Below are 25,751 nucleotides of genomic sequence, written 5' to 3'. Positions count from 1 at the left end.
CGGCACTACCGTCGGATCGGCGGGTCGCGTTGCGGGGATGCTGCCAGGCAGTCATCCCCATCACCGTCAGCGCCCGGCGGCCACGGCCGACGGGGTCAGGCTCATGCCCTGCGCCAGTTGTTGCAGTGAGCCCAGCTCCTGCGCGCTGTCCGGATACAGCGAAATCTGCGCGTAACGCCCTTTGTCGATCTTGACCACGCTGATGCGCCGTTCGGCATACCCCGGCGGTTGCTGGCCGCCCAGGTCGGGCTGGTACCAGTACAGCGATTCACCGCCGAAACTGCCTTTTTCCTGGCGCAGCGAGCGGCTGAGCGGAATGGCGGGATCACGCGCGCTGAGCATCAGGCTCAGCACTTCGCGGCCATCGGTGGTGCTGGCGCGGCAGACCAGGAAATCGGCCTGCACCTGCTGGTGCCACTGCAGGCCACTGCTGGCTGGCAGCGAAGGACATTCGGACGGCGCCTGCGCGGCGGCCTGGGCCGCGGCGAACAGCAGGCTCGACAACATGACAGGCACGAACTTCATGCATCCCCCAAGGTGATGAGTTGTTTGGCTCCGCCGGCAGGGCCGGCGGCCATGGCATCCCATCCCCGGATGCCGCCCCATCCGGCATGTGCACGGACGGTCAACTCAACCTTAACGGAACGTGAGCGATCGCACAATTCGCGGTTACAGAAGTAACCATTGCGGCCGAGGGTCGGCCGCAATGGGTGCCGCGTGGATCAGCGGTCGCTGCCGATCCACTTGTAGATGATGCCGCCGATCGCGCCGCCGAGCAGCGGGGCGACCCAGAACAGCCACAGCTGGCTGACCGCGCCACTGCCGGCGAAGAATGCGACGGCGGTGGAGCGGGCCGGGTTCACCGAGGTGTTGGTGACCGGAATGCTGATCAGGTGGATCAGGGTCAGCGACAGGCCGATCGCCAGCGGCGCGAAACCGGCCGGTGCCTTGCCGTGGGTGGAACCCATGATCACGATCAGGAACACCGCGGTCAGCACCACCTCGCACAGGAAGGCGGCCGCCACGCTGTAGCCGCCGGGCGACAGCGCGCCATAGCCATTGCTGGCGAACGCACCGGCCTGGCTGCCGTCGATGGCGAAGCCACGGGCGCCGGAGGCGATCTGCAGCAGGATGAAGCCGGCCAGCAGGCCGCCGGCGACCTGGGCGATGATGTACGGCACCAGGTCCTTGGTCGGGAAACGACCACCGGCCCACAGCCCGACGCTGACCGCCGGATTGAAGTGCGCGCCGGAGATATGGCCGAACGCATAGGCGCCGGTCACCACGGTCAGGCCGAAGGCGAGCGCCACGCCGAGGAAACCGATACCCAGCGGATTGCCGTCGCCACCGAACTTGGCGGCCAGCACCGCACTGCCACAGCCACCCAGAACCAGCCAGAACGTGCCGAGGAACTCGGCGGACAAGCGTTTACCCATGCTCATGTGTTGCACTCCTTTGAAAGATGTCCGAACTGTGCGATCGGTCACATTTCAGTGACCGGCGAGTGACGATAGCGTCAACGCCGGGTGCAGGGATACACCTTCGGATGTGTGCAACACGCGATGTTCAGTACTGGGGCAGGGGAATGAACTCCTTGTCGTCGCCCGGAATGGTGCCGAAGCGGCCGGCTTCCCAGTCGTGCTTGGCCTGCTCGATGCGCTCCTTCGAGCTGGACACGAAGTTCCACCACAGGTGGCGTGGGCCATCCAGCGGCTCGCCACCGAACAGCATCGCCTTCACCGGCGTCTTCGCACGCAGGCGCCCTCGTGCGCCGGCTTCGGGGATCACCAGGTGCTGCGCGGGGATGTCCACGCCATCGAGCTGCGCCTCGCCTTCGAGGATGTACAACGCGCGCTCGCGGTGGCCGTCGTCGATATCGATCTCCGCCTCCGGGTCGAGATCGATCGCCACATTGAGCGTGTCGGCGAACACCTTCACCGGCGATTCCTCGCCATAGGCGCGGCCGGCGATCACCCGCAGCCAGGCGCCGTTGCGGCGCTGCTCGGGCAGGGTGGCAGCGGCGTGGTGGTAGAACGCCGGCTCGACTTCCTCGTGCGACTTCGGCAGCGCGACCCAGGTCTGCATGCCGTGGATGGGGTTGTCATGGTCGCGGTCCGGCTGCGGCGTGCGCTCGGAATGGGCGATGCCGCGGCCGGCGGTCATCCAGTTGACGTCACCGGGACGGATCACCTGATCCGAACCCAGCGTGTCGCGGTGGCCGATCGCGCCCGACCACAGATAGGTGACGGTGGCCAGGCCGATATGCGGATGCGGGCGCACGTCGATGGCGGTGCCGGGGTGCATGAGTGCCGGGCCCATCTGGTCGACGAACACGAACGAGCCGATGCTGCGCGCCTGCAGGGTAGGGACGGCGCGACGGACTTCGAGGCCGCCGATGTCGTGCACGCGCGGGGCGATGATGGTGGTCATGCGGGCGTTCTCGCTGGCAGGGATCAGGTGGTCAGCATCGCATGCAGCTGTGACGGGGACATGCCCCGTATGGGTAACAGGTTGTTCCAGCCAACGGCGCAGCCCCTCGTGGCTGAACGATCGGTAGAGTCGACTGTTAGTCGACTTGCGCTTGGCCGGGCGGGTGGGTTGCGCAGGACACGCCGTAAACCCATCCATGGGGGCTCGATGGCGCCATCCATGGCGCCAACGGTCCTGCGCAACCCACCCGCCCGGCCTCTGACAGTTTCCGTGTGCTGTCCAGCCACGGAGAAGAAAAAAGAAAAGCAAAATCAAAATCAAACGCCGGTCGCTTCGCTCAAGTGTCGACCAAGGTCGACACCTACCGGGTTTGCTGTTCGCTCACCGTCATCGGGAAACTGTCAGGGGTGGGGCGGTGTCGGGTTGCGGGGTGTCCGCGGCATGGATGCCGCGGCCAAGCCCCCAAGGACGGGTTTACGGCGTCCCCGCAACCCGACACCGCCCCGCCCAACAAACAGAAAAGCCAGAGCCGGCTGTTGCTCCGGCTCTGGCTCTGGCTTTTGCTTTTGCTTTGGCGGTTGCCTCTGCGGGTGCCGGGCCGCAGGCCCGGCCGATCAACTCATACCACCGGTTCGCGCAGGGCGGGGTTGTCCCAGCCCGGGCGCGGTGCGAAACGGTCGCCGTGGCGCTGCTGCAGCGCCTTCAGCCGCTCGACGATCGCATCGGCGCCCACCGCACGGATGTGCTGGATGGGACCGCCGCGGAACGGTGCGAAACCGGTACCGAAGATCACGCCGGCATCCAGCAGGTCCGCATCCGCCACCACGCCTTCGTGCAGGCACGCCACCGCTTCGTTCAACAGCGGCAGGATCAGGCGGTCCTCCAGATCGGCCGGGGCCTGGTAGTCGCTGGCCACGTCCGGCTTCTTCGGCTTGCCGTTCTCCCAGGTGTAGATGCCCTGGCCATCCTTCTTGCCACGCTTGTCCGGTTCCACCGTCTGCAGCGCCGCCGGAATCTGCAGGCCCAGGAACGGCGCCAGTTCGCGACCGACGCCGGCGGCCACGTCCAGGCCGACGGTGTCGATCAGTTCGATCGGGCCCATCGGCATGCCGAACTTCACGGCGGCCTTGTCGATCACCGGGCCCGGAATGCCTTCGGCATACGCGGTGGCGGCTTCCAGCATGTACGGGAACAGCACGCGGTTGACCAGGAAGCCCGGGCTGCCGGCCACCGGCACCGGGAACTTGCCCAGCGCCTTGCAGAACGCGGCCAGGCGGCGCTCGGTTTCCGGCGCCATGCCGTCGTGATGGATGATCTCCACCAACGGCATCTGCGCGACCGGGTTGAAGTAGTGCAGGCCGGCGAACTGTGCCGGGCGCTGGATATGGTCGCGCAGTTCCACCAACGGAATCGACGAGGTGTTGGTGGTCAGCAGCGCATCCAGCTTCATCTTCGGTTCGAGCGTCTGGTACAGCGCACGCTTGGCTTCGGGGTTCTCGATGATCGCCTCGATCACCAGGTCGGCCTCGGCCACGCCGTTGCCTTCCAGGTCGGCACGCAGGCGCGCGGCCACGGCAGGACGCTTGCTCTCGTCGCGCACCTTCTTGGCGAACAGCGCCTGCGCGCGTTCCATGGCCGGGTCGATGAAGCGCTGCTCGCGGTCCTGCAGGGTCACCTCGAAGCCCTTGTAGGCGGCCCACGCGGCGATGTCGCCACCCATCACGCCGGCGCCGACCACGTGCACGTGGCGGATGCCGGAATCACCGCCGCCGAGGCCCTTCAGGCGCTCGGTCAGGAAGAAGATGCGGATCAGGTTGCGCGCGGTCGGTGTACTGGCCAGCTTCACCACGGCCCGCCGTTCGGCGTCGAGGCGTGCCTGGATCGGCTTGCCGCCGCTGCGCTGCCAGGTGCTGATCAGCGCGTATGGCGCCGGGTACTGGTCCTTCTTGGCCTTGCGGGCGACCTGCTTGACCATCTGCGGTGCCAGCAGCGTGCGTGCCAGCCAGGTGTTGGTGGCCCATGCCGTCGCGCGCTGCTTGAACGGACGGGTGGTGCCGGACAGGGCCAGTGCGACGGCGGTGTCGAGCACCACCGCCGGCGCCACCACCTTGTCGACCAGGCCGATGCTTCGTGCGGCCGAGGCCGACAGGGTGCGGCCGGTCAGCATCATGTCCATCGCTGCCGGGGCGCCCACCAGTTGCGGCAGGCGGGCGCTGCCACCCCAGCCCGGGAAGATGCCCAGCTGGGTTTCCGGCAGGCCGATGCGGGTGCTGCTGTCATTGGAGGCCACGCGATAGCGGCAGGCCAGGGCAAGCTCGGTGCCGCCGCCCAGGCAGTGGCCGTGGATGGCCGCCACGGTGGGGCAGGGCAGCTCGGCCAGCTTCTGGTAGGTGGCCTGGCCACGACGGATCGCGTCGTTGACGGTGCCGCGGCGGTCGAATTCCTGGAACTCCTTCAGATCCGCGCCAGCGATGAAGCCGGCCTTCTTCAGCGACTGGATCACCACGCCCTTGGGCGGGTCCAGCGCGATGCGCTCAAGCAGGTCGCCCAGTTCCAGCAGCACGTCCTGCGACATCGCGTTGACGCTGCTGTCCTGACGATCCAAGGAGAGAACCACCACGCCGTCGTCGCGGATCTCGGGGTGCCAGTGGCTGAAGCGGAGACCATCGAAGCCTGAGAGCATGGACGTTCCATCCGGTTGTGTATGGAGAAGCGGCTATGATCCAGAGGTTGTTTCCCCCGCGTCAAATCCCAATAGCAGGGGAGTGGCGCCCCCGGATCCATGGCCGTGGACCGGGACGCTAACGGAACGGTGGTTAAAAGCTGGTGCGGCGCCAGGTGATCGGCGACTGAACTTTTCCCGGGATTGGCAGTCTCATTGCCCGACGTCGGTTGGGCTGACAGGAGTGCGGCCCCTCATGGCCGATGTTGATACACCTCAGGAGCTGGATCTGGAGCTGGTCCGGCGCGTGCAGCACGGCGAGAGTGCCGCGTTCGATGTCCTGGTGCGCAAGTACCAGCATCGGGTCGTGGCCCTGGTCGGTCGCTACATCGCCGACTGGAGCGAATGTCAGGATGTCGCCCAGGACACTTTCATCCGTGCCTACCGCGCGATCGGAAGTTTCCGTGGCGATGCCCAGTTCTCAACCTGGTTGCATCGAATCGCCGTGAATACCGCCAAAAACTACCTGGCTTCACACAATCGACGTCCGCCGACCGATGACATCGACATCGGTGACGCCGAGCAGTTCGACAGCGGTACCCGCCTGCGGGACACCGACACGCCCGAGCGCGAGTTGATGCGCCAGGAGCTGGAACAGACGGTCATGAAGGCCGTCAACGCGCTGCCGGAAGAACTCCGGTCGGCGATCACCCTGCGCGAGGTGGAAGGCCTGAGCTACGAGGATATCGCGCAGAAGATGGGGTGCCCGATCGGCACCGTGCGTTCACGGATCTTCCGGGCGCGCGAGGCGATCGACACCGAACTCCGGCCGCTGTTGGACATCGGCAGCGCCACCCGTGAGAAGAGCCGCGTATGACCAGTAATCCGTTCAACGAATCGCAGAACCATCAATCGCCCGCCGGGCAGCGCCTGGACCAGCGCCATCGCGAGCAGCTGTCGGCCCTGGTCGATGGCGAGCTGGGCGCCGATGAAGCGCGCTTCCTGCTGCGCCGGATGGAGCACGACCCCGAACTGGCCGGCTGCCAGGAGCGCTGGCAGCTGCTGGGCGACGTGATGCGCGGGCAGGCCTCGGCATTGGCACCGGCCGGTTTCAGCGCCGCCGTGGCCGCCGCTGTTGCCGCTGAGCCCGTGCCGCAGGCCGAGCCCCGTCGCCAGGTGCGCCGCAGCGGTTGGCGGGCCTGGGGCGGTGGTGCCGCATTGGCCGCCTCGGTGGCGGCCGTGGCGCTGTTCATGGGCGGCGAGAAGCTGCAGGAAGCCACGCCGGGCGAGCCGCTGGCACCGCAGGTGATCGCCAGTGAGGCCCGGCTGGCGCCGGCACCGACCCAGCCGGCGCCGGTCACCGAGGCATCGGTGGATACCGCGGCAATGGCCGTGGTGGCTGCGCCGGCCGTGGCGATGGCGGCCAGCCGCCGCCAGGATGCCCGCCGCGCCAGTGCCACCCGCAGCCAGCAGGCCGCGCGTGCCGCCCAGCGTGACGATCTTCCGCAGCGTGCCGTGGCATCCACGCAGGCACCATTGACCCCGACCGTGCCGGCCAACGCCAACCGCAACCTGCCGTTTGGTGAGGTCGGTGGGCTGCAGGCCCGGCCATGGCCGCGCTCCAGCCTGGCGCCCGCCGCCGGTGGTGCGCTCAATGCCAGCTTCCCGGCCCATGCCGGTGGTGCCGCGTTCTACCCGTTCGAGCCGCGCCTGCAGGACGACCTGCCGGTGCCGCCGCGCCCGCGCGACTGAGCCGGGCGCCTTCACGCCCCGCCGTCGGCGGGGCCCGTATTCCTCTTTCCATTCGACCCGGAGGTTGCCGTCCGATGACTCCCCGACTCCGCACGCAGGCCATTGGCCTGCTGGCCCTGACCCTTCCCCTGATGGCCTGCGCGCAGGCGCCGGCGCCTGCCGCCCAGACCCAGCCTGCGCCGGCCGCGGCACCGCGGGCGCCCGCGCAGCCGCTGGTCAGCGGCCTGCCCGACTTCACCAACCTGGTCGAACAGGTTGGCCCGGGCGTGGTCAACGTCGACACCACCATCGTCCGCAACAACCGCCAGGCCTCGCGGGGCCCGATGGGCGGCGACGATGACATGCCGGAATTCTTCCGCCGCTTCTTTGGCCCTGACTTCCCGATGCCGGGGCAGGGGCCGGGTGGGCAGGATGGCGGTCCCAGCATCAAGGGCCGTGGCATGGGTTCGGGCTTCATCATCTCGCCCGATGGCTATGTGCTGACCAACTACCACGTGGTGGCCGACGCCAGTGACGTGAAGGTCAAGCTGGGCGACAGCCGCGAGTTCACCGCCAAGGTGGTGGGCAGCGACCAGCAGTACGACGTGGCCCTGCTGAAGATCGACGGCAAGAACCTGCCGACCGTGCGCGTGGGTGACTCCAACACCCTGAAGCCGGGCCAGTGGGTTGTCGCGATCGGTTCGCCGTTCGGCCTCGACCACTCGGTCACGGCCGGTATCGTCAGCGCGCTGGGCCGCAGTACCGGCGGTGCCGATCAGCGCTACGTGCCGTTCATCCAGACCGACGTGGCGATCAACCAGGGCAATTCCGGTGGTCCGCTGCTGAACACCCGCGGCGAAGTGGTCGGCATCAACTCGCAGATCTTCTCCGCCTCCGGCGGCTACATGGGCATCAGCTTCGCGATCCCGATCGACCTGGCGATGAGCGCGGTCGAGCAGATCAAGAAGAGCGGCAAGGTCACCCGCGGCCAGCTCGGCGCGGTGGTCGAGCCGATCGATTCGCTGAAGGCGCAGGGCCTGGGCCTGCCGGACAGCCGTGGCGCCCTGGTCAACCAGATCGTGGCCGGCAGTGCGGCCGCCAAGGCCGGTGTGCAGGTGGGTGATGTCATCCGCTCGGTCAACGGCAGCGCGGTCAACAGCTGGTCCGACCTGCCGCCGCTGATCGGTGCGATGGCACCGGGCAGCAAGGTGAACCTGGTGGTGTACCGCGACGGCAAGCCGCATGACCTCAGTGCCACGCTGACCGCCCTGAGTGAAGACGGGCAGGTCAATGCCCGCGGGCCGTCGGCCGGCGGTGCCGAGGCGGCTCCGCAGACCGGCGCCGTTGCCCTGCTGGGGCTGGACGTCAGCGATCTGAACGCGGCCCAGCGCAAGCAGTTCGGGCTCAACGGCAACGAAGGCGTGCGCATCACCGGGGTCAAGGGCCAGGCGGCGCGTGATGCCGGCCTGTCGCCGGGCATGGTGATCCTGCAGGTCGGCCGCGTCGCGGTCGGCAGCGTGGATGCCCTGAACCGGGCGCTGTCCAGCTTCAAGAAGGACGACGTGGTGATGCTGCTGGTCCGTACGGCCAATGGCAACAGCGCCTTCGTGGCGGTCAAGGCCGGCCAGTAAGGCCTGCCACGGGGCGCTGCGGCGCCCCCTGCGTCTCCCCCGAAGCCCCGCCCCGGCGGGGCTTCGGTCGTTCAGCGTCCGGCCCGATGAGGCAGTTTTCGCGGCAGGGCGCCGGGCGTGCGATAATCGACCGTTACCCTGACGACGCCGCGCGCCGCCGCCACCTATGTCTTCTGATTCGATGCGGAACATCCGCAACTTCTCCATCATCGCCCATGTCGACCACGGCAAGTCCACGCTGGCCGACCGCATCATCCAGCTCTGCGGTGGCCTGCAGGCCCGCGAGATGGAAGCGCAGGTGCTCGATTCCAATCCGATCGAGCGCGAGCGTGGCATCACGATCAAGGCGCAGTCGGTGTCACTGCCGTACGTGGCCAAGGACGGGCAGACCTACCACCTGAACTTCATCGACACCCCCGGCCACGTCGACTTCTCCTATGAAGTCAGCCGCTCGCTGGCCGCCTGCGAAGGCGCGCTGCTGGTGGTCGACGCGGCCCAGGGCGTGGAAGCGCAGTCGGTGGCCAACTGCTACACCGCGGTGGAGCAGGGCCTGGAAGTGGTGCCGGTGATCAACAAGATCGACCTGCCCACCGCCGACATCGAGCGCGCCAAGGCCGAGATCGAGGCCGTGATCGGCATCGACGCCTCCGACGCCGTGCCTGTCAGCGCCAAGACCGGCCTGAACGTGCAGGACGTGCTGGAAGCGATCGTCCATCGCATCCCGCCGCCGGCACCGCGCGACACCGACAAGCTGCAGGCGCTGATCATCGACTCGTGGTTCGACAACTACCTGGGCGTGGTCTCGCTGGTGCGCGTGATGCAGGGCGAGATCAAGGCCGGCGACAAGCTGCAGGTGATGTCGACCGGCCGCAACCACCAGGTCGACAACGTTGGCGTGTTCACTCCGAAGCGCAAGGTGCTGCCGGCGCTGCGTGCCGGTGAAGTGGGCTGGGTCACCGCCAGCATCAAGGACGTGCACGGTGCGCCGGTCGGCGACACCCTCACCCTGGCTGGCGATCCGGCGCCGAAGCCGCTGCCGGGCTTCCAGGAAATGCAGCCGCGCGTGTTCGCCGGCCTGTTCCCGGTCGATGCCGAAGACTACCCGGACCTGCGCGAAGCGCTGGACAAGCTGCGCCTGAACGATGCCGCGCTGCGTTTCGAGCCGGAAAGCTCCGAGGCGATGGGCTTCGGCTTCCGTTGCGGCTTCCTTGGCATGCTGCACATGGAAATCGTGCAGGAGCGCCTGGAGCGCGAATACAACCTGGACCTGATCAGCACCGCGCCGACGGTGGTGTATGAAGTCCTGAAGACCGATGGCTCGATCATCAACATGGACAACCCGGCCAAGCTGCCGCCGGTGAACCAGGTCGAGGAGATCCGCGAGCCGATCATCCGTGCCAACGTGCTCACCCCCGAGGAGTACATCGGCAACATCATCAAGTTGTGCGAAGAAAAGCGCGGCAGCCAGATCGGCATCAACTACCTGGGCAGCCAGGTGCAGATCAGCTACGAACTGCCGATGGCCGAGGTGGTGCTGGACTTCTTCGACAAGCTGAAGTCGGTCAGCCGTGGCTATGCCTCGCTGGACTACCACTTCGTGCGCTTCGACGCGGGCCCGTTCGTGCGCGTGGACGTGCTGATCAACGGCGACAAGGTCGATGCGCTGTCGCTGATCGTGCACCGCAGCCATGCCGATCGCCGCGGCCGCGAGCTGTGCGAGAAGATGAAGGACCTGATCCCGCGGCAGATGTTCGACGTGGCCATCCAGGCCGCCGTCGGCTCGCAGATCATCGCCCGCACCACGGTCAAGGCCATGCGCAAGAACGTGCTGGCCAAGTGCTATGGTGGCGACGTTTCGCGCAAGAAAAAGCTTCTGGAAAAGCAGAAGGAAGGCAAGAAGCGCATGAAGCAGGTCGGACGCGTGGAGATTCCGCAGGAAGCGTTCCTGGCCGTCCTGCAGATGGACAACAAGTAAGCCCGCACCGGCCCCGCGGGGCCGGTCGTCTGGTGACGTTGCAAAGGACCCTGAATGAAACTGTTTGAGATCCTCCTGGTCGTGCTGACCCTGGCCTCGGGCCTGATCCTGCTCGCGGACAAGCTGTATCTCGCCAAGCGTCGCGCACAGCGCGCGGGCCTGCTCGATTCCGAGCCGGTGCTGGTGGATTACTCGCGTGCGTTCTTCCCGGTGCTGGCGATCGTGCTGATCGTGCGCAGTTTCATCGCCGAGCCGTACAAGATCCCGTCCAGCTCGATGATGCCGAACCTGCTGATCGGCGATTTCATCCTGGTCAACAAGTTCTCCTACGGCCTGCGCCTGCCGATCAGCAACACCAAGATCGTGCCGTTCGGCGAGCCGTCGCGCGGTGACGTGGTGGTGTTCCACTTCCCCGGCCACAGCGACAACGACCCGGCCAAGGGCGAGAACTTCATCAAGCGCGTGATCGGCGTGCCGGGTGACACCGTGGTCTTCGAAGGCGACGGCGTGATCCTCAACGGCGAACCGCTGAAGTACGACAACAAGGGCATCTATGCCGGCCACAAGGGCCAGGGCGAGGGCGCCAACCTGCTGGTCGAGCACCTGCCGGGCCGTACCCACACCGTGCTGGAGACCGACTACCCGCGTGGCCAGGGCCAGTGGACCGTGCCGGCCGGCAAGTACCTGGTGATGGGCGACAACCGTGACAACAGCGACGACGGCCGTTTCTGGGGCCTGCTGCCGGAAGAAAACCTGCGCGGCAAGGCCTTCCTGATCTGGCTGAACTGCCAGGGCTGGTTCTGCAAGGATGGCTTCGAGCCGTCGCGGATCGGCTCGAGCATCAACTGATCGGGCATCAACCGAGTATTTTCACATCCAACGCGTATCTGGGGAGAACGCAATGAAGACGATGAACACGCAGCGTGGCATGACCCTGACCTCGTTCCTGGCGGTCCTGATCGTGGTCGGTTTCTTCCTTTACATCGGCATGAAGCTGTTCCCGATGTACCAGGAGTATTACGCGGTGCGCTCGGCGATGAAGAGCCTGGCCAAGGAGCCGGGGGTGGGCAGCATGGAGCCGGCCCGGATCCAGGATCTGTTCTTCAAGCGGCTGTACATCAACTACTCGGAAAACGTGAAGCCGGCCAACGTGAAGTTCGACCGTCGCGACAATGGCTGGACCCTCAAGGTCAACTACGAAGTGCGCCGTCCGCTGGTCGGCAACCTGGACGTGGTTGGCAAATTCGATTCATCCCAGGACCTGACCCGAAGCGGTGCCGAATAAACCTTTCCAACGTGGTGACCTGATCGGTCATCCCTTCCGCGACCCGGCGCTGCTGAAGCAGGCGCTGACGCATCGCAGTGCCGGTGCGCCACACAACGAGCGCCTGGAATTCCTGGGCGACAGCATCGTCAACATGATGGCGGCCGAGGCGTTGTACCGACGCTGGCCCAAGGCTGACGAAGGCGCGATGACCCGTGCCCGCGCCGAGCTGGTGCGTGAGGGCGCGCTGGCGGTGATTGGACGTACTCTGGAACTGGGCGATCGACTGATCCTGGGCCCGGGCGAAATGAAGTCCGGCGGCCATCGTCGTGATTCGATCCTGGCCGACGCGGTGGAAGCCGTGGTGGCTGCGATCTACCTGGATGCCGGCTTCGAGGCCTGCCGGGCGGTGGTACTGCCCTGGTTCAGCGCTTCGATCGAGGCACTGCCGGCCTCCGGCCGGCCCGAGAAGGACCCCAAGACCCGCCTGCAGGAATGGCTGCAGGCCCGACAGAAGGCGTTGCCGCAGTATGAACTGGTGTCAGAATCCGGTGACGACCACGCCAAGCACTTCCGGGTACGCTGCAACGTAGCCGACCCGGCCGCCAGCACCGAGGGCGAAGGCGCCTCGCGGCGGCTTGCCGAACAACAGGCGGCTGCGGCCGTCCTAGAACAACTGGATTCCAAGTGAGCGAACAAACTCCCCATCATTGCGGCAGCGTGGCCGTCATCGGCCGCCCGAACGTGGGCAAGTCGACCCTGACCAATGCCCTGGTCGGCGCCAAGGTCAGCATCGTCTCCAACCGCCCGCAGACCACGCGCCATCGCCTGCTGGGCATCGCCACCTATCCGGAAGGCCAGCTGGTGCTGGTCGACACCCCCGGCCTGCACAAGGTGCAGAAGCGGGCGATGAACCGGGTGATGAACCGCGCCGCGCGCGGTTCGCTGGAAGGCGTCGATGCCGGCCTGCTGGTGATCGAAGCCGGTCGCTGGGATGAAGAGGACAGCCTGGCGTTCAACGTGCTGCGCGACGCCGGCATCCCGGTCGTTCTGGTGGTCAACAAGATCGATCGCCTGAAGGAAAAGGGCGCGCTGCTGCCGTTCCTGCAGCAGGTGACCGAAGGTCGTGATTTCGCCGCCGTGCACCCGATCTCCGCGCAGAAGCGCAACGGCCTGGAAGCGCTGGTGCGCGACGTGCTGAAGCTGCTGCCGGAAGCCCCGCCGATGTTCGGCGAGGACGAGATCACCGACCGCAGCCAGCGTTTCCTGGCTGGTGAGCTGGTGCGCGAGCAGCTGATGCGCCAGCTCGGCGAGGAACTGCCGTACGCCACCACCGTCGAGATCGAGCGCTTCACCGAGGATGGCAACCTGCTGCGCATCGGTGCGGTGATCTGGGTCGAGCGCGAGGGCCAGAAGGCCATCGTGATCGGCAAGGGCGGCGCCCGCCTGAAGGAGATCGGCGCCAAGTCCCGCCTGCAGATGGAGCGTCTGTTCGGGGCCAAGGTGTTCCTGGAAACCTGGGTGCGCGTGCGTGAAGGCTGGTCCGACGACGAGGCCGCGCTGAAGGCCTTCGGTTACGAGTAACGCGTTGCGGTCGCTTCGATGATGATCGAGGACGACACCGGCTTCGTGCTGCACGCACGGGCCTACCGCGAGACCAGCCTGCTGGTCGAAGTGTTGAGCGCGCAGCATGGCCGTATCGGCCTGCTCGCGCGTGGCGTGTCCACCGCCAAGGGCCAGGTACTGCGTGCTGCCCTGCAGCCGTTGCAGTGGATACGCTTCAGTGCCCAGCAGCGGGGTGAACTGGCCCAGCTGCGTGGTGCCGAGGCGTTGGATGCGGCGCCACGCCTGGTCGGCCAGGCGATGCTGGCCGGCTTCTACCTGAGTGAACTGACCCTGCGCCTGGCCCCGCGCCAGGACCCGCTGCCGGAGCTGTACCTCGCCTATGGCGAGGCACGCGCGCGTCTGGCGGTGGGCGCCGGCCTGGCCTGGACCCTGCGCCGTTTCGAGCGCGAACTGCTGTCCGCACTGGGGCTGGGCTTCGAGCTGGACAGTGCCAGCGATGGCCAGCCGATCGACCCGGCGGCGCGCTACGAACTGGATCCGCAAGAGGGCGCGCAGCGCCTGCTGAGTGAGCGCGGTGGGGAACGCCGGGCAGCGGCCACTGGCTCGGCGCTGCTGGCTTTGGCGGCAGATGAAGAGCCGGATGCCGCCGACCTGGCCAGCCTGCGCCTGCCGATGCGGCGGGTGCTGGCCCATCACCTGGGGCCGCGCGGCCTGAAGTCCTGGGAAATGCTCGAGCAGCTCGCGCCCAGGCGTTGAGGGGTGTTCGGCAGGGCTTGCAGCCCTGCACCTGCCGAGGCCAAAGCAACAGCAACAGCAACAGCAACAGCGTGCATACCGTGGGTAGGCGGGGTGGGTCCGGTTGAGGGGGGCGCTGCAAGTACGTCCATGTAAGCTCGGTCGCCGCATCCATGCGGCTCACGCCCCCTCAACCGGACCCACCCCGCCTTCGACAGTTTCTCGCGAGCTGTTGGACGTGCCGACGGGGTCGGATCCGTTTTCCGAAGGAAAACGGATCCGACCCCAATTTGGAATTCGATATCTGACAGAGATTCATCCACGCATGGCGTGGATCTACCAGCCGTCACACGGAATCTGTCGGGGGTGGGGCGGTGTGGGTTGGCAGGACCGTTGGCGCCATGGATGGCGCCATCGAGCCCCCAGGGACGGGTTTACGGCGTGTCCTGCCAATTCACACCGCCCCACCCAACAAGCAGAAAGCCAGAGCCGCTCTGGCTCTGGCCTTTGGTGTTGCTCTGGCTTGAAAGCTTCTGCAGGTGCAGGGCGCAGCCCTGCCGAGCAACCCTCAGTGCAGCAGGGCAGCTACCGCGTCGCGGAACCCCGCCTGGGCCTGCCCGGACTCGGGCGCATGATGCAGCTGGCGCACCGCCCGTCCCAACCGTGCCGCCCCCACGAAGCCACAGCTCGCCTGCAACCGGTGCAACTGGCTGCGCAGCTGGCGCTCGTCGTGCTGGTCCACCGCCTGCTCCACCGCATCACGCACGCCCGGCAACTCGGCCAGGAACAGCTCGCGCAGGGCGATCAGGTGATTGCGCTGGCCATTGAGAGCGGCCAGGGCTGCGGTCTCGTCCCAGTCCTGCACGGCCAGCTCGACCGCGGCCGGGGCCTGTGCCACGAAGATTCCCGCCGGGCTGTTGACCAGCGCACGGCGCACCGCCTTCAGCAGCTGGTCGCGGCCCAGCGGCTTGACCAGGGTGTCGCTGAAACCGGCTTCGCGCAGGCGGGCGTGGATGGAGGTATCGCCGTCGGCGGTATGTGCCAGCGCCGGCGTGTCGGGGTGTGAACGGCGCAGCTCACGCAGCAGCTGCGCGCCATTGCCATCCGGCAGGTTGACGTCGATCAGCCACAGGTCGTGCGCGCCGGGTTCGGCACTTGCCAGGGCGCTGGCCAGCGAATCTGCGGTGTCCACATCCGCCGGTAACGTTTCCAACGCCGCCTTGAAAAAACCGCGGCTGATGATGTCGTCCTCGACAAGCAGGAAGCGGGGCCGTGCGGCCCGCGGGGTCATCTGCATCAGGGCTGCCTCCATGTCAGCTGTCCCAATCATCAAGCACGGCGGCCACGGGCGCAAGCGGGTCCGGGCCCCGCCGGTCAGGATCTGCGACAATACGCCCCCATTTTTGCCCGCAGCCTGTTGCCACGTGGCCCGATCCCGTTCCCGCACCGACCGTACCCCATTCCAGACCGAGATCCTCGACCTCAGCCATGATGGTCGCGGTGTCGCCCGCCGTGAAGGCGAGGGCGGCAAGGTCACCTTCGTCAGTGGCGCGCTGCCCGGCGAAGTGGTGATGGCTGAACAGACCGCCCGCAGCCGCCATTTCGACGAGGCGCGCACCGTGGAGGTGCTGCAGGCTTCGCCGCAGCGGGTGACCCCCAAGTGCCCCCATTTCGGTACCTGCGCCGGTTGCGTGCTGCAGCACCTGGACGAGGACCAGCAGATCGTCGCCAAGCAGCGCGTGCTGATGGACAACCTGGAGCGGATCGGCCATGTGAAGCCGGGCACCGTGCTGGCGCCGCTGGTCGGTGAGAGCTGGGGCTACCGCCGTAAGGGCCGCTTCTCGGTGCGCCGGGTCGAGAAGAAGGACAAGACCCTGGTCGGCTTCCGTGAACAGGATCCGCGCTTCGTCGCCGACCTCAGCCAGTGCCTGACCGTGATCCCCGAGATCGGCACCAAGGTCGAGGCGCTGTCCACCTTCATCGAATCGCTCGATGGCAAGCGTGACATCCCGCAGATCGAATTCATCGCTGGCGACCAGGCCGTGGTCCTGACCGTGCGCCACCTGCAGCCGCTCAGCGATGCCGACCGCGTGGCCTGGGCGGCCTTCGGCCAGCAGCATGGCTTCGTGATCTACCTGCAGTCCGGCGGCGTGGACACAGTGCAGCCGCTGGACGGGCAGGGCGTGCCGCTGTCGTTCCGTCTGGCGCCGTGGGATGTCGAACTGGCGTTCCGCCCGCTGGACTTCATCCAGGTCAATGCCAAGCTCAACGAGAAGATGATCGCCCACGCCCTGGACCTGCTGGAACCGGGTGAGGACGAGCGCGTGCTGGACCTGTTCTGCGGCCTGGGCAACTTCACCCTGCCGCTGGCGCGCCGCGTGCGCGAGGTGGTCGGTGTGGAAGGCGATGCCGGCCTGGTGGCGCGTGCGCGTGAGAACGCCGAGCGCAACGGCCTGGCCAACGCGCAGTTCTTCAGCGCCGACCTGACCCAGGACCAGCGCAGCACCGCGTGGATGCGCCAGGGCTTCGACAAGCTGCTGCTGGACCCGCCGCGTTCGGGCGCGATCGAAGTGCTGCAGCAGCTGCCGCTGAAGCAGTTCAAGCGCATTGTCTACGTCAGCTGCCACCCGGGCTCGCTGGCGCGCGATGCCGGCTACCTGGTCAACGAACAGGGCTTCACCCTGGTCAGCGCCGGTGCCATGGACATGTTCCCGCACACCGCGCACGTGGAAAGCATCGCGGTGTTCGAGAAGCGCTGATCGGCTGTCATGCCCATCGCGCATAATGGCGCGATGGGCATCGAAATCGAACGCAAATTCCTCGTCAGCAGTGATGGCTGGCGCACCGCCGCGCACCGGGTGATCCCGATGGCGCAGGGCTACATCAACGACATGGGCGCGCTCGACCGCGGCACCCAGAACGCCTCGGTGCGCGTGCGCATCGAAGGCGACCACGCCGCGCTGAACCTGAAGTCGCGCACCATCGGCCATACCCGCCAGGAGTTCGACTACCCGATCCCGGTGGACGATGCGCGCGCGCTGCTGGTGTTGTGCGTGGGGGGGCTGATCGACAAGCGCCGCCATCTGGTCGAACACGCCGGCCTGACCTGGGAAGTGGACGAGTTCCTCGGCGACAACGCCGGCCTGGTCGTGGCCGAAGTCGAACTGGACAGCGCCGACCAGGCGATCGACCTGCCGGACTGGGTCGGTGCCGAAGTTACCGACGATGCGCGCTACTACAACGTCGCGCTGGCCAGTCATCCCTATTCACAGTGGTGAAACCCCAAAAAGGGGACGGAGGGGATTAAGTCGTCTTTACCCCACCTGTGCAGGAAACGACTTAATCCCCTCCGTCCCCTTTTTTCGAGGGCGGCGGGCCCCATGTCGTGGGGATGAGAATCGACATCTACTCCGACGTGGTCTGCCCCTGGTGCTGGATCGGCAAGCATCGCTTCCAGCAGGGTGTGCAGTTGCTGGGCGCCAATGCGCCTGAACTCGATATCCACTGGCAGCCGTTCCAGCTGGACCCGGACGCGGACGACACCCCGGTGCCGCTGCGCGAGGCCTATGTGCGCAAGTTCGGTGGCGTCGAGCGCACCGAGCAGATCCTCGGCCAGACCCAGACCACCGCGCGGGCCGAGGGCTTGCCGATGGATTTCAGCCAGGGCCAGGTGCGGGTGACCACGCTGCCGGCCCATCGGGTGTTGTGGCTGGCCAGCCAGCATGACGTGCAGGATGCGGTCGGCGAAGCACTGTTCCGTGCCCACTTCGAGCATGGCCAGAATCTGGCCGATACCGCCGTGCTGGTGAAGGCCGGCGTGGCGGGCGGCCTGGACGGTGGTGAAATCGCGCAGATGCTGGCCTCCGACCGCGGCCTGGCCGAGGTCGAAGCCAAGCTGGCGCAGGCCCATGCACTGGGCATTTCCTCGGTGCCGACCTTCGTCATCGATGGGAAGTGGGCCATTTCCGGGGCCCAGCCGCCGGAAGCGTTCGCCCAGGCCCTGCAGCAGATCGCGGCCGAACAGGGCGCCCTGGCCACCCCGGCTGACGGTGACGAGGCCTGCGGCCCGGACGGCTGCAAGGTCTGAGCAGATCGGGGTCAGAGCCCCTGCGGGGATCCGACCCTGGGGTCAGATCCCCGCAGGGGCTCTGACCCCACACCTCCCTTTTGCCTTGACCACTGCGCCTGTCGGCCGGTTCTGCGACAATGCGGCACTGCGCCATTCGGGCGCGCGTTGTGGAGATCGACCATGCTGCTGATCGGCGTTGCCGGCACCGAACTGACCGCCCAGGAACGTGACTGGCTGCAGCACGATGCCGTGGCCGGGGTGGTGCTGTTCAAGCGCAACTTCGCCTCGCGCCAGCAGGTGACCGATCTGAGCGCGGCGATCCGCGCCGCCGCCCCGCGCCCGCAGCTGATCTGCGTGGACCAGGAAGGCGGTCGCGTGCAGCGCTTCCGCGAGGGCTACAGCGAGCTGCCGCCGCTGCAGGACATCGGCGCGCTGTACGCCACCGACCCGCAGCAGGCGCTGGCCCTGGCCGAGCAGCATGCCTGGCTGATGGCCAGCGAAGTACGTGCCAGCGGCCTCGACCTGAGTTTCGCGCCGGTGGTCGACCTCGGCCGTGGCAACCGCGCCATCGGCAACCGTGCCTTCAGTGAAGACCCGCAGGTGGTGGCGGCGTTCACCGCCGCCTATGTGCGTGGCATGCATGCGGTCGGCATGGCCGCCACGCTCAAGCATTTCCCCGGCCACGGCACCGTGCTGGAAGACACCCACGTCGATACCGCGATCGACCCGCGCGCGCTGGACGAACTGCGTACGCAGGACCTGGTGCCGTTCCAGGCCGGCATCGCCGCCGGTGCCGATGCGGTGATGATGGCGCACGTGATCTATCCGCAGGTGGCACCGGAACCGGCCGGCTACTCGCCGCGCTGGATCCAGGACATCCTGCGCGGCGAGCTCGGCTTCCGCGGCGTGGTGTTCTCCGATGACATCGGCATGGCCGCCTCGCACAGCGCCGGTGGCGTGCCGGCACGCGTACACGCGCACCTGGATGCCGGCTGCGATGTGGTGCTGGTCTGCCACCCGGAACTGGTCGATGAAGCCCTGCACGCGGTGCAGGGACGCTCCCTCAATACTGCTGCGCTGCTCGGCCTGCTGGGCCGCGGCGCGCTCGGCTGGGACGGCCTGCTGGCCGATGCCCGCCATGGCGACACCCAATCCCGTCTGCTTGAAACCCTTGGAAGAACCGTCTGATGCCCAACCTCACCATTTCCCAGGCCCTGGCCCAGGCTGACCTGCTGGTCGACCGCCCCACCATCGACAAGGCCATCGCAGGTATCGCCGACGCCATCGCGCGCGATTACAAGGGCGAGGTGCCGCTGTTCCTGTCGATCATGCATGGTGCGCTGCCGTTCGCTGGCCAGCTGGCGCTGGAACTGGGCGCGCGCGGCCAGGACGTGCAGTTCGATTACCTGCACGCGACCCGCTACCGCGGTGAAACCACCGGCGGTGACCTGGTCTGGAAGCACAAGCCGGCCACCTCGCTGTTCGGCCGCCGCGTGCTGCTGATCGACGACATCCTCGACGAGGGCTACACCCTGCAGGGCGTGCGCACCTGGTGCCTGGAACAGGGCGCGACCGACGTCCGCATCGCCGCGATGACCGTGAAGAAGCACGACCGCGCACTGCCGGACGTGACCGCCGACTACGCCGGCATCGAGCTGCCGGACCGCTACGTGTTCGGCTTCGGCATGGACGTCAACGAGACCCTGCGCTGCGTGCCGGCCATCTACGCAATGAAGGAATAACGGCGCAGCCGCCCACAGCGCGTCTTCTTCCATCGCCGGCATCCTCGGGTGCCGGCGTTCGTCTTTTCATGGAGTGCTTCGAATGCAACAGATCGCCCTGGCCGTGATCGGCGGTACCGGTGTCTACAACCTGGCCAAGCTTGACGACGTGCAGACCCACGAGGTCGACACCCGCTTCGGCCGCCCGTCCGGCCCGGTGCGCGTGGGCACGCTGCTCGGCCATCGCGTGGCGTTCCTGGCGCGGCATGGCGAGGGGCATTCACTGCCGCCGCACAAGATCAACTACCGCGCCAACCTGGCCGCGCTGCAGCAGCTGGGCGCGCAGCGGGTGCTGGCATTGAACACGGTGGGTGGCATCACCGAAGACTTCGGCCCGCGCGTACTGGCCTGCCCGGACCAGATCATCGACTACACCTGGGGCCGCATCAGCACGATCTGTGAAGAAGAGGGCACCGACGTGGTCCACGTCGATTTCGGCCATCCGTACACGCCGATGCTGCGCAGCAAGATCCTGGCGGCAGCCAAAGTGACCGGTGTCACGGTCCACGACGGTGGCTGCTACGGCGCAACGCAGGGCCCGCGCCTGGAGACCATCGCCGAAATCGCCCGCATGCGCCGTGACGGCTGCGACCTGGTGGGCATGACCGGCATGCCGGAGGCTGCGCTGGCACGCGAGCTGGGGCTGGATTACGCCTGCCTGGCGATCATCGCCAACTGGGCCGCCGGGTGCGGTGATGGCGAGGAGATTACGATGGCCGAAGTACTGGCCAATGTGCAGGCGGCAAGCAACGGACTTCCGGAACTGGTGGGCGAATTGGCGCGGGGGTGATTGTCTTCCCCGAGCAAGCTTTGCATACTCAGCTTGTGCGCGGGTTCAGCGTACACCACCCATTCATTGCATAAGGTCTCGCATCACCATGCCGAACGGTACCGTCAAGTGGTTCAACGACGCCAAGGGATTTGGCTTCATCTCGCCGGAGGATGGCAGCGCCGACGTGTTCGCGCACTTCTCCGCCATCAACTCCAAGGGCTTCCGCAGCCTGCAGGAAGGCCAGCGTGTCACCTATGACGTGACCCAGGGCCCGAAGGGTGCCCAGGCTTCGAACATCACGCCGGCCGAGTGATCCACTCGACAGTGCGTTGAAAACCCCGCTTCGGCGGGGTTTTTTTTGCGCAGTAGATCCACGCCATGCGTGGATGCCGTGCGTGGCCTCCCTTCTCCATTCGCAACCCACCTCGGGCACAATGCGCCCATGAAGGAACGACTGCGCATCGCCGTGATCGGCTACGGCACTGCTGGACAGGCATTGTCCATCCTGCTCTCCCGTGATGGCCACGAGGTGGAGATCTTCGAACGCGTGCCCACGCCGGGGCCGGTTGGCGCCGGCTTCCTGCTGCAGCCCAGCGGCCTGCAGGTGCTGTGGCAGATGGGCCTGCTTGATGCCGTGCGCGCGCATGCGGCGCCGGTGCACCGTCTGTATGGCGATACGCCGTGCGAACGCATGGTGATGGACATGCGCTATGACGGTCTGGATGCGCGCCTGCACGGCCTCGGCATGCAGCGTGGGGCGCTGTTCTCGCTGCTGGACGAGGCGCGTGCGGGTGCGGGCCAGCTGCATGCCGGCGTCACCATTGCCGCAGTGGATGCAGAGCAGGGCCGCCTGCGTGACAGTGAGGGCCGCATGCATGGGCCGTTCGACCTGGTGGTGGCCGCCGATGGTGCGGCTTCGACGCTGCGCGGCTCGATCGAAGGCGGTACCGGGCTGGACCGCGTGTATCCCTGGGGCGCGCTGTGGTGCCTGTTGCCGGCCGAGGACTGGCCGCACCTGCAGGAGCTGCGGCAGCGCTACGTGGCCGCGCGCAAGATGATCGGGCTGTTGCCGGTCGGTACGCGGCCCGGTGATGACACGCCGCGCCTGAGCTTCTTCTGGAGCCTGCCACGCGCCGACTTCGAACGTTGGCAGGCCGATGGCATGACGCCCTGGCTGGACGAACTGCACGCGCTGTGGCCGCAGGCCAGTGCACGCTTCGCGCATCTGCATGATGCCGGCCAGCTCGCGCGCGCGGTCTACCGTGACGCTGTGATGACGCGCTGGCATTGCGGCCGCATGGTGCTGGCCGGCGATGCCGCACATGCGATGAGCCCGCAGCTGGGGCAGGGCGTGAACATGGCGCTGCTCGATGCGCTGGCACTGCGCGATGCCGTGCGCGCGCAGGGCGGTGGTGCCGCTGCATTGCAGGCCTACCAGGCGCAGCGCAGGGCACACGTTGCGGTCTATCAGCGCTGGAGCCGTTGGCTGACGCCGCTGTTCCAGTCCGACCGCGATGCCTGGGCGAAGGCGCGCGACGTGCTGCTCGGCCCGATGGGGCGCCTGCCGGGTGGGCGTGGCCACATGCTGCGCGTGCTCAGCGGTACCCAGCATGGCTGGTTCGGTTCGCTTGCGCTGGATCCGGCTTTCATCGATGCGCTGGCCACTGCGGCCGAACCGCCGCGCGCGCACGTGGCTGCGGCAACGGCGTGAAGCACGCCGTCACGTGAATTAACGGTTGCCTCACTGCGGATATGCGAGAAGAGGGGAGCACGCGACAGCCGCGTCGCCCGTTTTCCTTTCCGTGATCAACATCGCGCATGGCCCCGGGCGGCCCTGCCGTCGCCGCCTGCTGCGGCCCGGATGAGCCGCTGATGTTGAAGAGGAGGACGCCATGTTGTTCGCGGTCGAGGAGCTGGAATCGGAAATCTGCAAGCTGCGCGGTCTGCTGCGGATGCTGCACGAGGACCAGCCCGACGTACTGGAGGATGTGTTCGAGTTCCATGTCGGCAGCCTGATCAGCCATGCCGCCGATGAGCATCACGGCTATATCCGCCGATGTGCAGCGCAGATGCTGCAGGAACTGCCGGTGACGGCCAGTACCGGCGTTGATTTCAGCCTGATGCCGGTGGCATTGGCCCGCGGCGGCTGAACACGGCCTCGTCGCGGTCTGCGGCAGAATCGGTCATCACCTCTTCGTGCAGGATGCGCCGATGACCGCAGCAGGCAATGCGATGAATGCCCCCTTCGAGACCCACGTGGTGCTGAACCAGCCGCCGCCATTCGCGGGGCGCCAGTTGTGGACCGATGACGTGGCGCTGATGGAGGCGGTGCAGCGCGAAGGTGCTGGCAGCTTCGCGCCGCGGCTGGCGCTCTATGGCGCGCTGGCGGGTGACGAGCTGTACCGGCTCGGCTTCGATGCCAACCGCGATCGGCCGCGCCTGCGCACGCATGATGCGCAGGGCCATCGCATCGATACGGTGGAGTTCCATCCGGCCTATCACCAGTTGATGGGCACGGCGAAATCGCACGGTGTCGCCGGGTTGTCCTGGCACGAGCCGCAACCCGGCGCGCATGTCGCGCGTGCGGTGTTGAGCTACCTGCACCACCAGGCCGAGGCCGGCACCAGTTGCCCGTTGACGATGACCCATGCGGCAGTAGCGGTGCTGCACACGCAGCCGCACCTGGCCGAGTGGGCACGCAAGGCCGCAGCGCCGGTCTACGACCCGCGCGATGTACCGGTGGCGGACAAGGCCGGCATCACGTTGGGCATGGGCATGACCGAAAAGCAGGGAGGCTCGGATGTGCGCGCCAACAGCACGCGCGCCGAACCGATCGATGGCGAGCGCTATCGCCTGGTCGGTCACAAGTGGTTCTTTTCCGCACCGATGTGCGATGGCTTCCTGGTGCTGGCGCAGGCGCCGGGAGGACTGACCTGCCTGCTGATGCCGCGCCGGCTGGCCGACGGTGACCGCAACGCCTTCCGGTTGATGCGCTTGAAGGACAAGCTTGGCGATTGGGCCAATGCCTCCAGCGAAGTCGAGTTCTGCGGGGCGCAGGCGTGGCGCGTGGGCGAGGAAGGACGCGGCGTGGCCACCATCATCGGCATGGTGATGATGACCCGCCTGGACTGCATGCTGGGCGCGGCGGCGGAAATGCGCATGGCGCTGGCGCAGGCACTGCATCACGCGCGGCATCGCCGCACGTTCGGCAAGCTGCTGGTCGAGCACCCGTTGATGGCCAATGTGCTGGCCGACCTGGCACTGGAGTCGGAAGCGGCCACGGTGCTGTCGATGCGCATCGCGCGTGCGGTGGACCGGGCCGGCGTGGATGCCAACGAAGCCGCGTTGGCGCGTGTGGGGACGGCGCTGGGCAAGTACTGGCTGTGCAAGCGCGCGCCGGCCTTCGTCAATGAAGCACAGGAATGCCTGGGCGGTGCGGGCTATGTGGAGGAATCGATGCTGCCGCGGCTGTACCGGCAGGCACCATTGAATTCGATCTGGGAAGGAAGCGGCAACATCCAGTGCCTGGACGTGCTGCGCGCGCTGGCGCGCGAACCGGAGGCGCTGGCGGCGCTGCGCGCTGAGTTGGCGGCGGTGGCTGATCGTGATGCGCGCTACGCAGCGGCTTTGCAGCGTTGGGCAGCGGCGCCACCACCGGATGAGTCGCAGGCGCGGCTGTTCTGCGAGCGCACTGCGCTGTTGTTGCAGGCCGCGCTGCTGTTGCGTGCGCGGAGTCCGATGGCGGAGGCGTTCGTGCGCAGCCGGCTGCAAGGGGAGCATGGGCTGGTGTTCGGGACGCTGCCGGCGGGCGTGGATCTGTCGGCGATGCTGGTGCGCGCGCTGCCGTAGGAGGTGGCCAACGGCGGAGCCCCTCGTGGTGGGCGGCGCGGAGTCTGCGTCGTGAGCGGGCCGCGCGGGTGGGTTGCGCAGGGGGCGCTGCAAGTACGTCCATGCAAGCTCGGTCGCCGCATCCATGCGGCTCACGCCCCTGCGCAACCCACCCGCGCGGCCTTGGACGGTTTCCGTGCCGTCCACCACGGAATCAACAGAAAGAGCGGAGAGCGAAAAGCAGAAAAGCCGCGGCAATGCCGCGGCTTTTCCTGTGGAGCCGAGCCGATGCTCGGCTGGTCGGTAGCGCCGGGCCATGCCCGGCGAACGAACCGTTAGTGCTTGGCTTCTTCCTTGGCGGCGTTGGCCTTGGCGTCATTGGCGACGTCGCGGGCCTTGTCGGCCACCTTCTGCGCGGCGTTGGCGGTGGCGTCGCTGGCGTGTGCAGCGGCGTCGGTTGCGGCGTCCTTGGCCTTGTCAGCGGCGTTGGCGGTGGCGCTGGCGGCCTTGTCCAGCGCCTGCTGGGTATCGGCGGCGGCCTGCTCGGAGGCTGCAGCGGTCTTGTCGGCGGCGTCACGGGTGGCTTCTGCCGCCTTGTCGACGGCATCGCGGGCAGCTGCGCCGGCGCTGTCAGCGGCCTGCTGTGCGTCCTGCTTGGCCTGTTCGGCTTCCGGGCCCTTGCAGGCGGCCAGGGCCAGCAGCAGGGAGGCGGCCAGCAGGGTGGTGGTGATCGGGCGAATCTTCATGGCGGTCTCCGGTACTGCAATGGATGGGGACGCCAGCCTATTCATGCCGTTGTGAAGACGGGGTCGCGATGCCTGCGCTGTGCGGTGGCATCGGTGCAAAGAAAAAGCCGCTGGCGAACCAGCGGCTTTTCCAGAACAGCGTGAAGAAAGAAGTTATTACTTCTTGGCTTCTTCAGCAGCGTCCTTGGCCTTCTCGGCGGTGCCTTCGGCAGCCTTGGCAGCGTCGGCAGCAGCGCCGGCAGCAGCGTCGGTGGCAGCAGCGCCAGCCTGGGCAGCGGCGTCGACCGAAGCGTCAGCAGCGGTGGCGGCGGTGTTGGCAGCCTGCTGGGCAGCGTCGGCGGTCTGGGCGCCGGCAGCGGCGGCCTGGTCGGCAGCAGCCTGGGCTTCGGTGGCGGCTTCGTTGGCCGAAGCAGCGGCGTCCTGGGCAGCTTCCTGCTTCGAGCAGGCGGCCAGGGCCAGAGCCAGGGACATCGCGACCAGCAGCTTGTTGATGCTCATTGTGTAAATCCTCGTCGTTAGAATTAGGCAACGCGCATGCTGCGCGCCGACAACATGATGACA

The 25,751-nt window shown here is 67.3% G+C and carries 26 protein-coding genes; 19 read left to right on the top strand and 7 right to left on the bottom strand.

The features are described from left to right. Positions 1 to 66 precede the first annotated feature (66 nt). From AB1281_RS14420 to AB1281_RS14405, 4 genes are all read right to left on the bottom strand, one after another. The gene (locus tag AB1281_RS14420) at positions 67 to 525 is read right to left on the bottom strand and encodes a hypothetical protein (RefSeq protein WP_430346230.1); all 459 of its coding nucleotides are present in this window, start codon (positions 523 to 525) and stop codon (positions 67 to 69) included. Between the two features lie 197 nt (positions 526 to 722). Then, positions 723 to 1,442, bottom strand: a complete 720-nt coding sequence (aqpZ, locus tag AB1281_RS14415) for an aquaporin Z (RefSeq protein ID WP_430346229.1) — start codon at positions 1,440 to 1,442, stop codon at positions 723 to 725. A 124-nt stretch (positions 1,443 to 1,566) separates the two neighbouring features. Next, on the bottom strand, positions 1,567 to 2,430 hold the full coding sequence (locus AB1281_RS14410; RefSeq protein WP_430346228.1) for a pirin family protein: 864 nt from the start codon (positions 2,428 to 2,430) through the stop codon (positions 1,567 to 1,569). 619 nt (positions 2,431 to 3,049) lie between these two features. Continuing rightward, entirely contained in the window at positions 3,050 to 5,113 is a 2,064-nt protein-coding gene (locus tag AB1281_RS14405; protein ID WP_430346227.1) for a 3-hydroxyacyl-CoA dehydrogenase NAD-binding domain-containing protein, read from the bottom strand. A gap of 235 nt (positions 5,114 to 5,348) precedes the next feature. Between AB1281_RS14405 and rpoE the strand changes: the two genes are divergently transcribed. From rpoE to recO, 9 genes are all read left to right on the top strand, one after another. Further along, a complete protein-coding gene (gene rpoE, locus AB1281_RS14400; protein WP_014038091.1) occupies positions 5,349 to 5,969 on the top strand; it encodes an RNA polymerase sigma factor RpoE in 621 nt (206 codons plus the stop codon). Continuing rightward, on the top strand, positions 5,966 to 6,844 hold the full coding sequence (locus tag AB1281_RS14395) for a sigma-E factor negative regulatory protein (protein WP_014038090.1): 879 nt from the start codon (positions 5,966 to 5,968) through the stop codon (positions 6,842 to 6,844). The genes rpoE and AB1281_RS14395 overlap by 4 nt, the downstream gene beginning before the upstream one ends. 74 nt (positions 6,845 to 6,918) lie before the next feature. Next, positions 6,919 to 8,454, top strand: coding sequence for a DegQ family serine endoprotease (locus AB1281_RS14390; protein WP_430346226.1), 1,536 nt, complete (start codon positions 6,919 to 6,921; stop codon positions 8,452 to 8,454). Between the two features lie 181 nt (positions 8,455 to 8,635). Continuing rightward, on the top strand, positions 8,636 to 10,429 hold the full coding sequence (lepA, locus tag AB1281_RS14385) for a translation elongation factor 4 (RefSeq protein ID WP_014038088.1): 1,794 nt from the start codon (positions 8,636 to 8,638) through the stop codon (positions 10,427 to 10,429). Between the two features lie 54 nt (positions 10,430 to 10,483). Then, positions 10,484 to 11,278 (top strand): signal peptidase I, encoded by a 795-nt coding sequence (gene lepB, locus AB1281_RS14380; protein ID WP_014038087.1) that lies wholly within the window; start codon positions 10,484 to 10,486, stop codon positions 11,276 to 11,278. 52 nt (positions 11,279 to 11,330) lie between these two features. Continuing rightward, positions 11,331 to 11,714 carry a DUF4845 domain-containing protein gene (locus AB1281_RS14375; RefSeq protein ID WP_014038086.1) on the top strand — a complete coding sequence of 128 codons (384 nt, stop codon included), beginning with the start codon at positions 11,331 to 11,333 and terminating at the stop codon, positions 11,712 to 11,714. Next, positions 11,704 to 12,384: a ribonuclease III gene (gene rnc, locus AB1281_RS14370; RefSeq protein WP_075676956.1), complete on the top strand. Its 681-nt coding sequence runs from the start codon at positions 11,704 to 11,706 to the stop codon at positions 12,382 to 12,384. The genes AB1281_RS14375 and rnc overlap by 11 nt, the downstream gene beginning before the upstream one ends. Beyond that, positions 12,381 to 13,277 (top strand): GTPase Era, encoded by an 897-nt coding sequence (gene era / locus AB1281_RS14365; protein WP_005410599.1) that lies wholly within the window; start codon positions 12,381 to 12,383, stop codon positions 13,275 to 13,277. Before rnc ends, era begins: the two co-directional genes overlap by 4 nt. Before the next feature lie 18 nt (positions 13,278 to 13,295). Beyond that, positions 13,296 to 14,015 carry a DNA repair protein RecO gene (gene recO / locus AB1281_RS14360; RefSeq protein ID WP_049447075.1) on the top strand — a complete coding sequence of 240 codons (720 nt, stop codon included), beginning with the start codon at positions 13,296 to 13,298 and terminating at the stop codon, positions 14,013 to 14,015. Between the two features lie 547 nt (positions 14,016 to 14,562). Here recO and AB1281_RS14355 read toward each other — a convergent pair. Next, positions 14,563 to 15,291, bottom strand: a complete 729-nt coding sequence (locus AB1281_RS14355; protein WP_014038083.1) for a response regulator — start codon at positions 15,289 to 15,291, stop codon at positions 14,563 to 14,565. A 127-nt stretch (positions 15,292 to 15,418) separates the two neighbouring features. Here AB1281_RS14355 and rlmD point away from each other — a divergent pair, with 127 nt between their 5' ends. The 10 genes from rlmD to AB1281_RS14305 all read left to right on the top strand — a co-directional run bounded on the left by rlmD (position 15,419) and on the right by AB1281_RS14305 (position 24,465). After that, entirely contained in the window at positions 15,419 to 16,753 is a 1,335-nt protein-coding gene (gene rlmD / locus AB1281_RS14350) for a 23S rRNA (uracil(1939)-C(5))-methyltransferase RlmD (RefSeq protein ID WP_075676958.1), read from the top strand. Between the two features lie 33 nt (positions 16,754 to 16,786). Then, positions 16,787 to 17,272, top strand: coding sequence for a CYTH domain-containing protein (locus AB1281_RS14345; protein WP_430347005.1), 486 nt, complete (start codon positions 16,787 to 16,789; stop codon positions 17,270 to 17,272). A gap of 113 nt (positions 17,273 to 17,385) precedes the next feature. Beyond that, a complete protein-coding gene (locus AB1281_RS14340) occupies positions 17,386 to 18,081 on the top strand; it encodes a DsbA family oxidoreductase (RefSeq protein ID WP_430346225.1) in 696 nt (231 codons plus the stop codon). Between the two features lie 162 nt (positions 18,082 to 18,243). After that, positions 18,244 to 19,251, top strand: a complete 1,008-nt coding sequence (nagZ, locus tag AB1281_RS14335) for a beta-N-acetylhexosaminidase (RefSeq protein ID WP_197589287.1) — start codon at positions 18,244 to 18,246, stop codon at positions 19,249 to 19,251. Then, on the top strand, positions 19,251 to 19,805 hold the full coding sequence (locus tag AB1281_RS14330) for a hypoxanthine-guanine phosphoribosyltransferase (RefSeq protein WP_014038078.1): 555 nt from the start codon (positions 19,251 to 19,253) through the stop codon (positions 19,803 to 19,805). The genes nagZ and AB1281_RS14330 overlap by 1 nt, the downstream gene beginning before the upstream one ends. A gap of 82 nt (positions 19,806 to 19,887) precedes the next feature. Continuing rightward, positions 19,888 to 20,634, top strand: a complete 747-nt coding sequence (locus AB1281_RS14325) for an S-methyl-5'-thioinosine phosphorylase (RefSeq protein WP_006461208.1) — start codon at positions 19,888 to 19,890, stop codon at positions 20,632 to 20,634. 88 nt (positions 20,635 to 20,722) lie between these two features. Next, complete coding sequence (locus AB1281_RS14320) at positions 20,723 to 20,929, top strand: cold-shock protein (protein WP_005410590.1); 207 nt, start codon at positions 20,723 to 20,725, stop codon at positions 20,927 to 20,929. Between the two features lie 129 nt (positions 20,930 to 21,058). Next, the gene (locus tag AB1281_RS14315; protein WP_430346224.1) at positions 21,059 to 22,327 is read left to right on the top strand and encodes an FAD-dependent oxidoreductase; all 1,269 of its coding nucleotides are present in this window, start codon (positions 21,059 to 21,061) and stop codon (positions 22,325 to 22,327) included. Between the two features lie 181 nt (positions 22,328 to 22,508). After that, a complete protein-coding gene (locus tag AB1281_RS14310; protein WP_075676968.1) occupies positions 22,509 to 22,766 on the top strand; it encodes a hypothetical protein in 258 nt (85 codons plus the stop codon). Positions 22,767 to 22,827: 61 nt separating this feature from the next. Next, the gene (locus tag AB1281_RS14305) at positions 22,828 to 24,465 is read left to right on the top strand and encodes an acyl-CoA dehydrogenase family protein (RefSeq protein ID WP_430346223.1); all 1,638 of its coding nucleotides are present in this window, start codon (positions 22,828 to 22,830) and stop codon (positions 24,463 to 24,465) included. Positions 24,466 to 24,779: 314 nt separating this feature from the next. Here AB1281_RS14305 and AB1281_RS14300 read toward each other — a convergent pair whose 3' ends face one another. After that, positions 24,780 to 25,190 (bottom strand): hypothetical protein, encoded by a 411-nt coding sequence (locus AB1281_RS14300; RefSeq protein ID WP_075676972.1) that lies wholly within the window; start codon positions 25,188 to 25,190, stop codon positions 24,780 to 24,782. Between the two features lie 156 nt (positions 25,191 to 25,346). Beyond that, positions 25,347 to 25,688: a hypothetical protein gene (locus AB1281_RS14295; RefSeq protein WP_075676974.1), complete on the bottom strand. Its 342-nt coding sequence runs from the start codon at positions 25,686 to 25,688 to the stop codon at positions 25,347 to 25,349. Positions 25,689 to 25,751: the final 63 nt, after the last annotated feature.

The sequence above is a fragment of the Stenotrophomonas sp. NRRL B-14846 genome (assembly GCF_050473585.1).
Lineage (GTDB): Bacteria > Pseudomonadota > Gammaproteobacteria > Xanthomonadales > Xanthomonadaceae > Stenotrophomonas.
This window is presented reverse-complemented; position numbering and strand designations above follow the sequence as displayed.

Excerpts from the sequence above, each read along its gene's own strand:
- AB1281_RS14420 (WP_430346230.1), bottom strand. The coding sequence starts at position 525 with ATGAAGTTCGTGCCTGTCATGTTGTCGAGCCTGCTGTTCGCCGCGGCC.
- aqpZ (WP_430346229.1), bottom strand. The coding sequence starts at position 1,442 with ATGAGCATGGGTAAACGCTTGTCCGCCGAGTTCCTCGGCACGTTCTGG.
- AB1281_RS14410 (WP_430346228.1), bottom strand. The coding sequence starts at position 2,430 with ATGACCACCATCATCGCCCCGCGCGTGCACGACATCGGCGGCCTCGAA.
- AB1281_RS14405 (WP_430346227.1), bottom strand. The coding sequence starts at position 5,113 with ATGCTCTCAGGCTTCGATGGTCTCCGCTTCAGCCACTGGCACCCCGAG.
- rpoE (WP_014038091.1), top strand. The coding sequence starts at position 5,349 with ATGGCCGATGTTGATACACCTCAGGAGCTGGATCTGGAGCTGGTCCGG.
- AB1281_RS14395 (WP_014038090.1), top strand. The coding sequence starts at position 5,966 with ATGACCAGTAATCCGTTCAACGAATCGCAGAACCATCAATCGCCCGCC.
- AB1281_RS14390 (WP_430346226.1), top strand. The coding sequence starts at position 6,919 with ATGACTCCCCGACTCCGCACGCAGGCCATTGGCCTGCTGGCCCTGACC.
- lepA (WP_014038088.1), top strand. The coding sequence starts at position 8,636 with ATGCGGAACATCCGCAACTTCTCCATCATCGCCCATGTCGACCACGGC.
- lepB (WP_014038087.1), top strand. The coding sequence starts at position 10,484 with ATGAAACTGTTTGAGATCCTCCTGGTCGTGCTGACCCTGGCCTCGGGC.
- AB1281_RS14375 (WP_014038086.1), top strand. The coding sequence starts at position 11,331 with ATGAAGACGATGAACACGCAGCGTGGCATGACCCTGACCTCGTTCCTG.
- recO (WP_049447075.1), top strand. The coding sequence starts at position 13,296 with ATGATGATCGAGGACGACACCGGCTTCGTGCTGCACGCACGGGCCTAC.
- AB1281_RS14355 (WP_014038083.1), bottom strand. The coding sequence starts at position 15,291 with ATGCAGATGACCCCGCGGGCCGCACGGCCCCGCTTCCTGCTTGTCGAG.
- AB1281_RS14345 (WP_430347005.1), top strand. The coding sequence starts at position 16,787 with ATGGGCATCGAAATCGAACGCAAATTCCTCGTCAGCAGTGATGGCTGG.
- AB1281_RS14340 (WP_430346225.1), top strand. The coding sequence starts at position 17,386 with ATGAGAATCGACATCTACTCCGACGTGGTCTGCCCCTGGTGCTGGATC.
- nagZ (WP_197589287.1), top strand. The coding sequence starts at position 18,244 with ATGCTGCTGATCGGCGTTGCCGGCACCGAACTGACCGCCCAGGAACGT.
- AB1281_RS14330 (WP_014038078.1), top strand. The coding sequence starts at position 19,251 with ATGCCCAACCTCACCATTTCCCAGGCCCTGGCCCAGGCTGACCTGCTG.
- AB1281_RS14325 (WP_006461208.1), top strand. The coding sequence starts at position 19,888 with ATGCAACAGATCGCCCTGGCCGTGATCGGCGGTACCGGTGTCTACAAC.
- AB1281_RS14320 (WP_005410590.1), top strand. The coding sequence starts at position 20,723 with ATGCCGAACGGTACCGTCAAGTGGTTCAACGACGCCAAGGGATTTGGC.
- AB1281_RS14315 (WP_430346224.1), top strand. The coding sequence starts at position 21,059 with ATGAAGGAACGACTGCGCATCGCCGTGATCGGCTACGGCACTGCTGGA.
- AB1281_RS14310 (WP_075676968.1), top strand. The coding sequence starts at position 22,509 with ATGTTGTTCGCGGTCGAGGAGCTGGAATCGGAAATCTGCAAGCTGCGC.
- AB1281_RS14305 (WP_430346223.1), top strand. The coding sequence starts at position 22,828 with ATGACCGCAGCAGGCAATGCGATGAATGCCCCCTTCGAGACCCACGTG.
- AB1281_RS14300 (WP_075676972.1), bottom strand. The coding sequence starts at position 25,190 with ATGAAGATTCGCCCGATCACCACCACCCTGCTGGCCGCCTCCCTGCTG.
- AB1281_RS14295 (WP_075676974.1), bottom strand. The coding sequence starts at position 25,688 with ATGAGCATCAACAAGCTGCTGGTCGCGATGTCCCTGGCTCTGGCCCTG.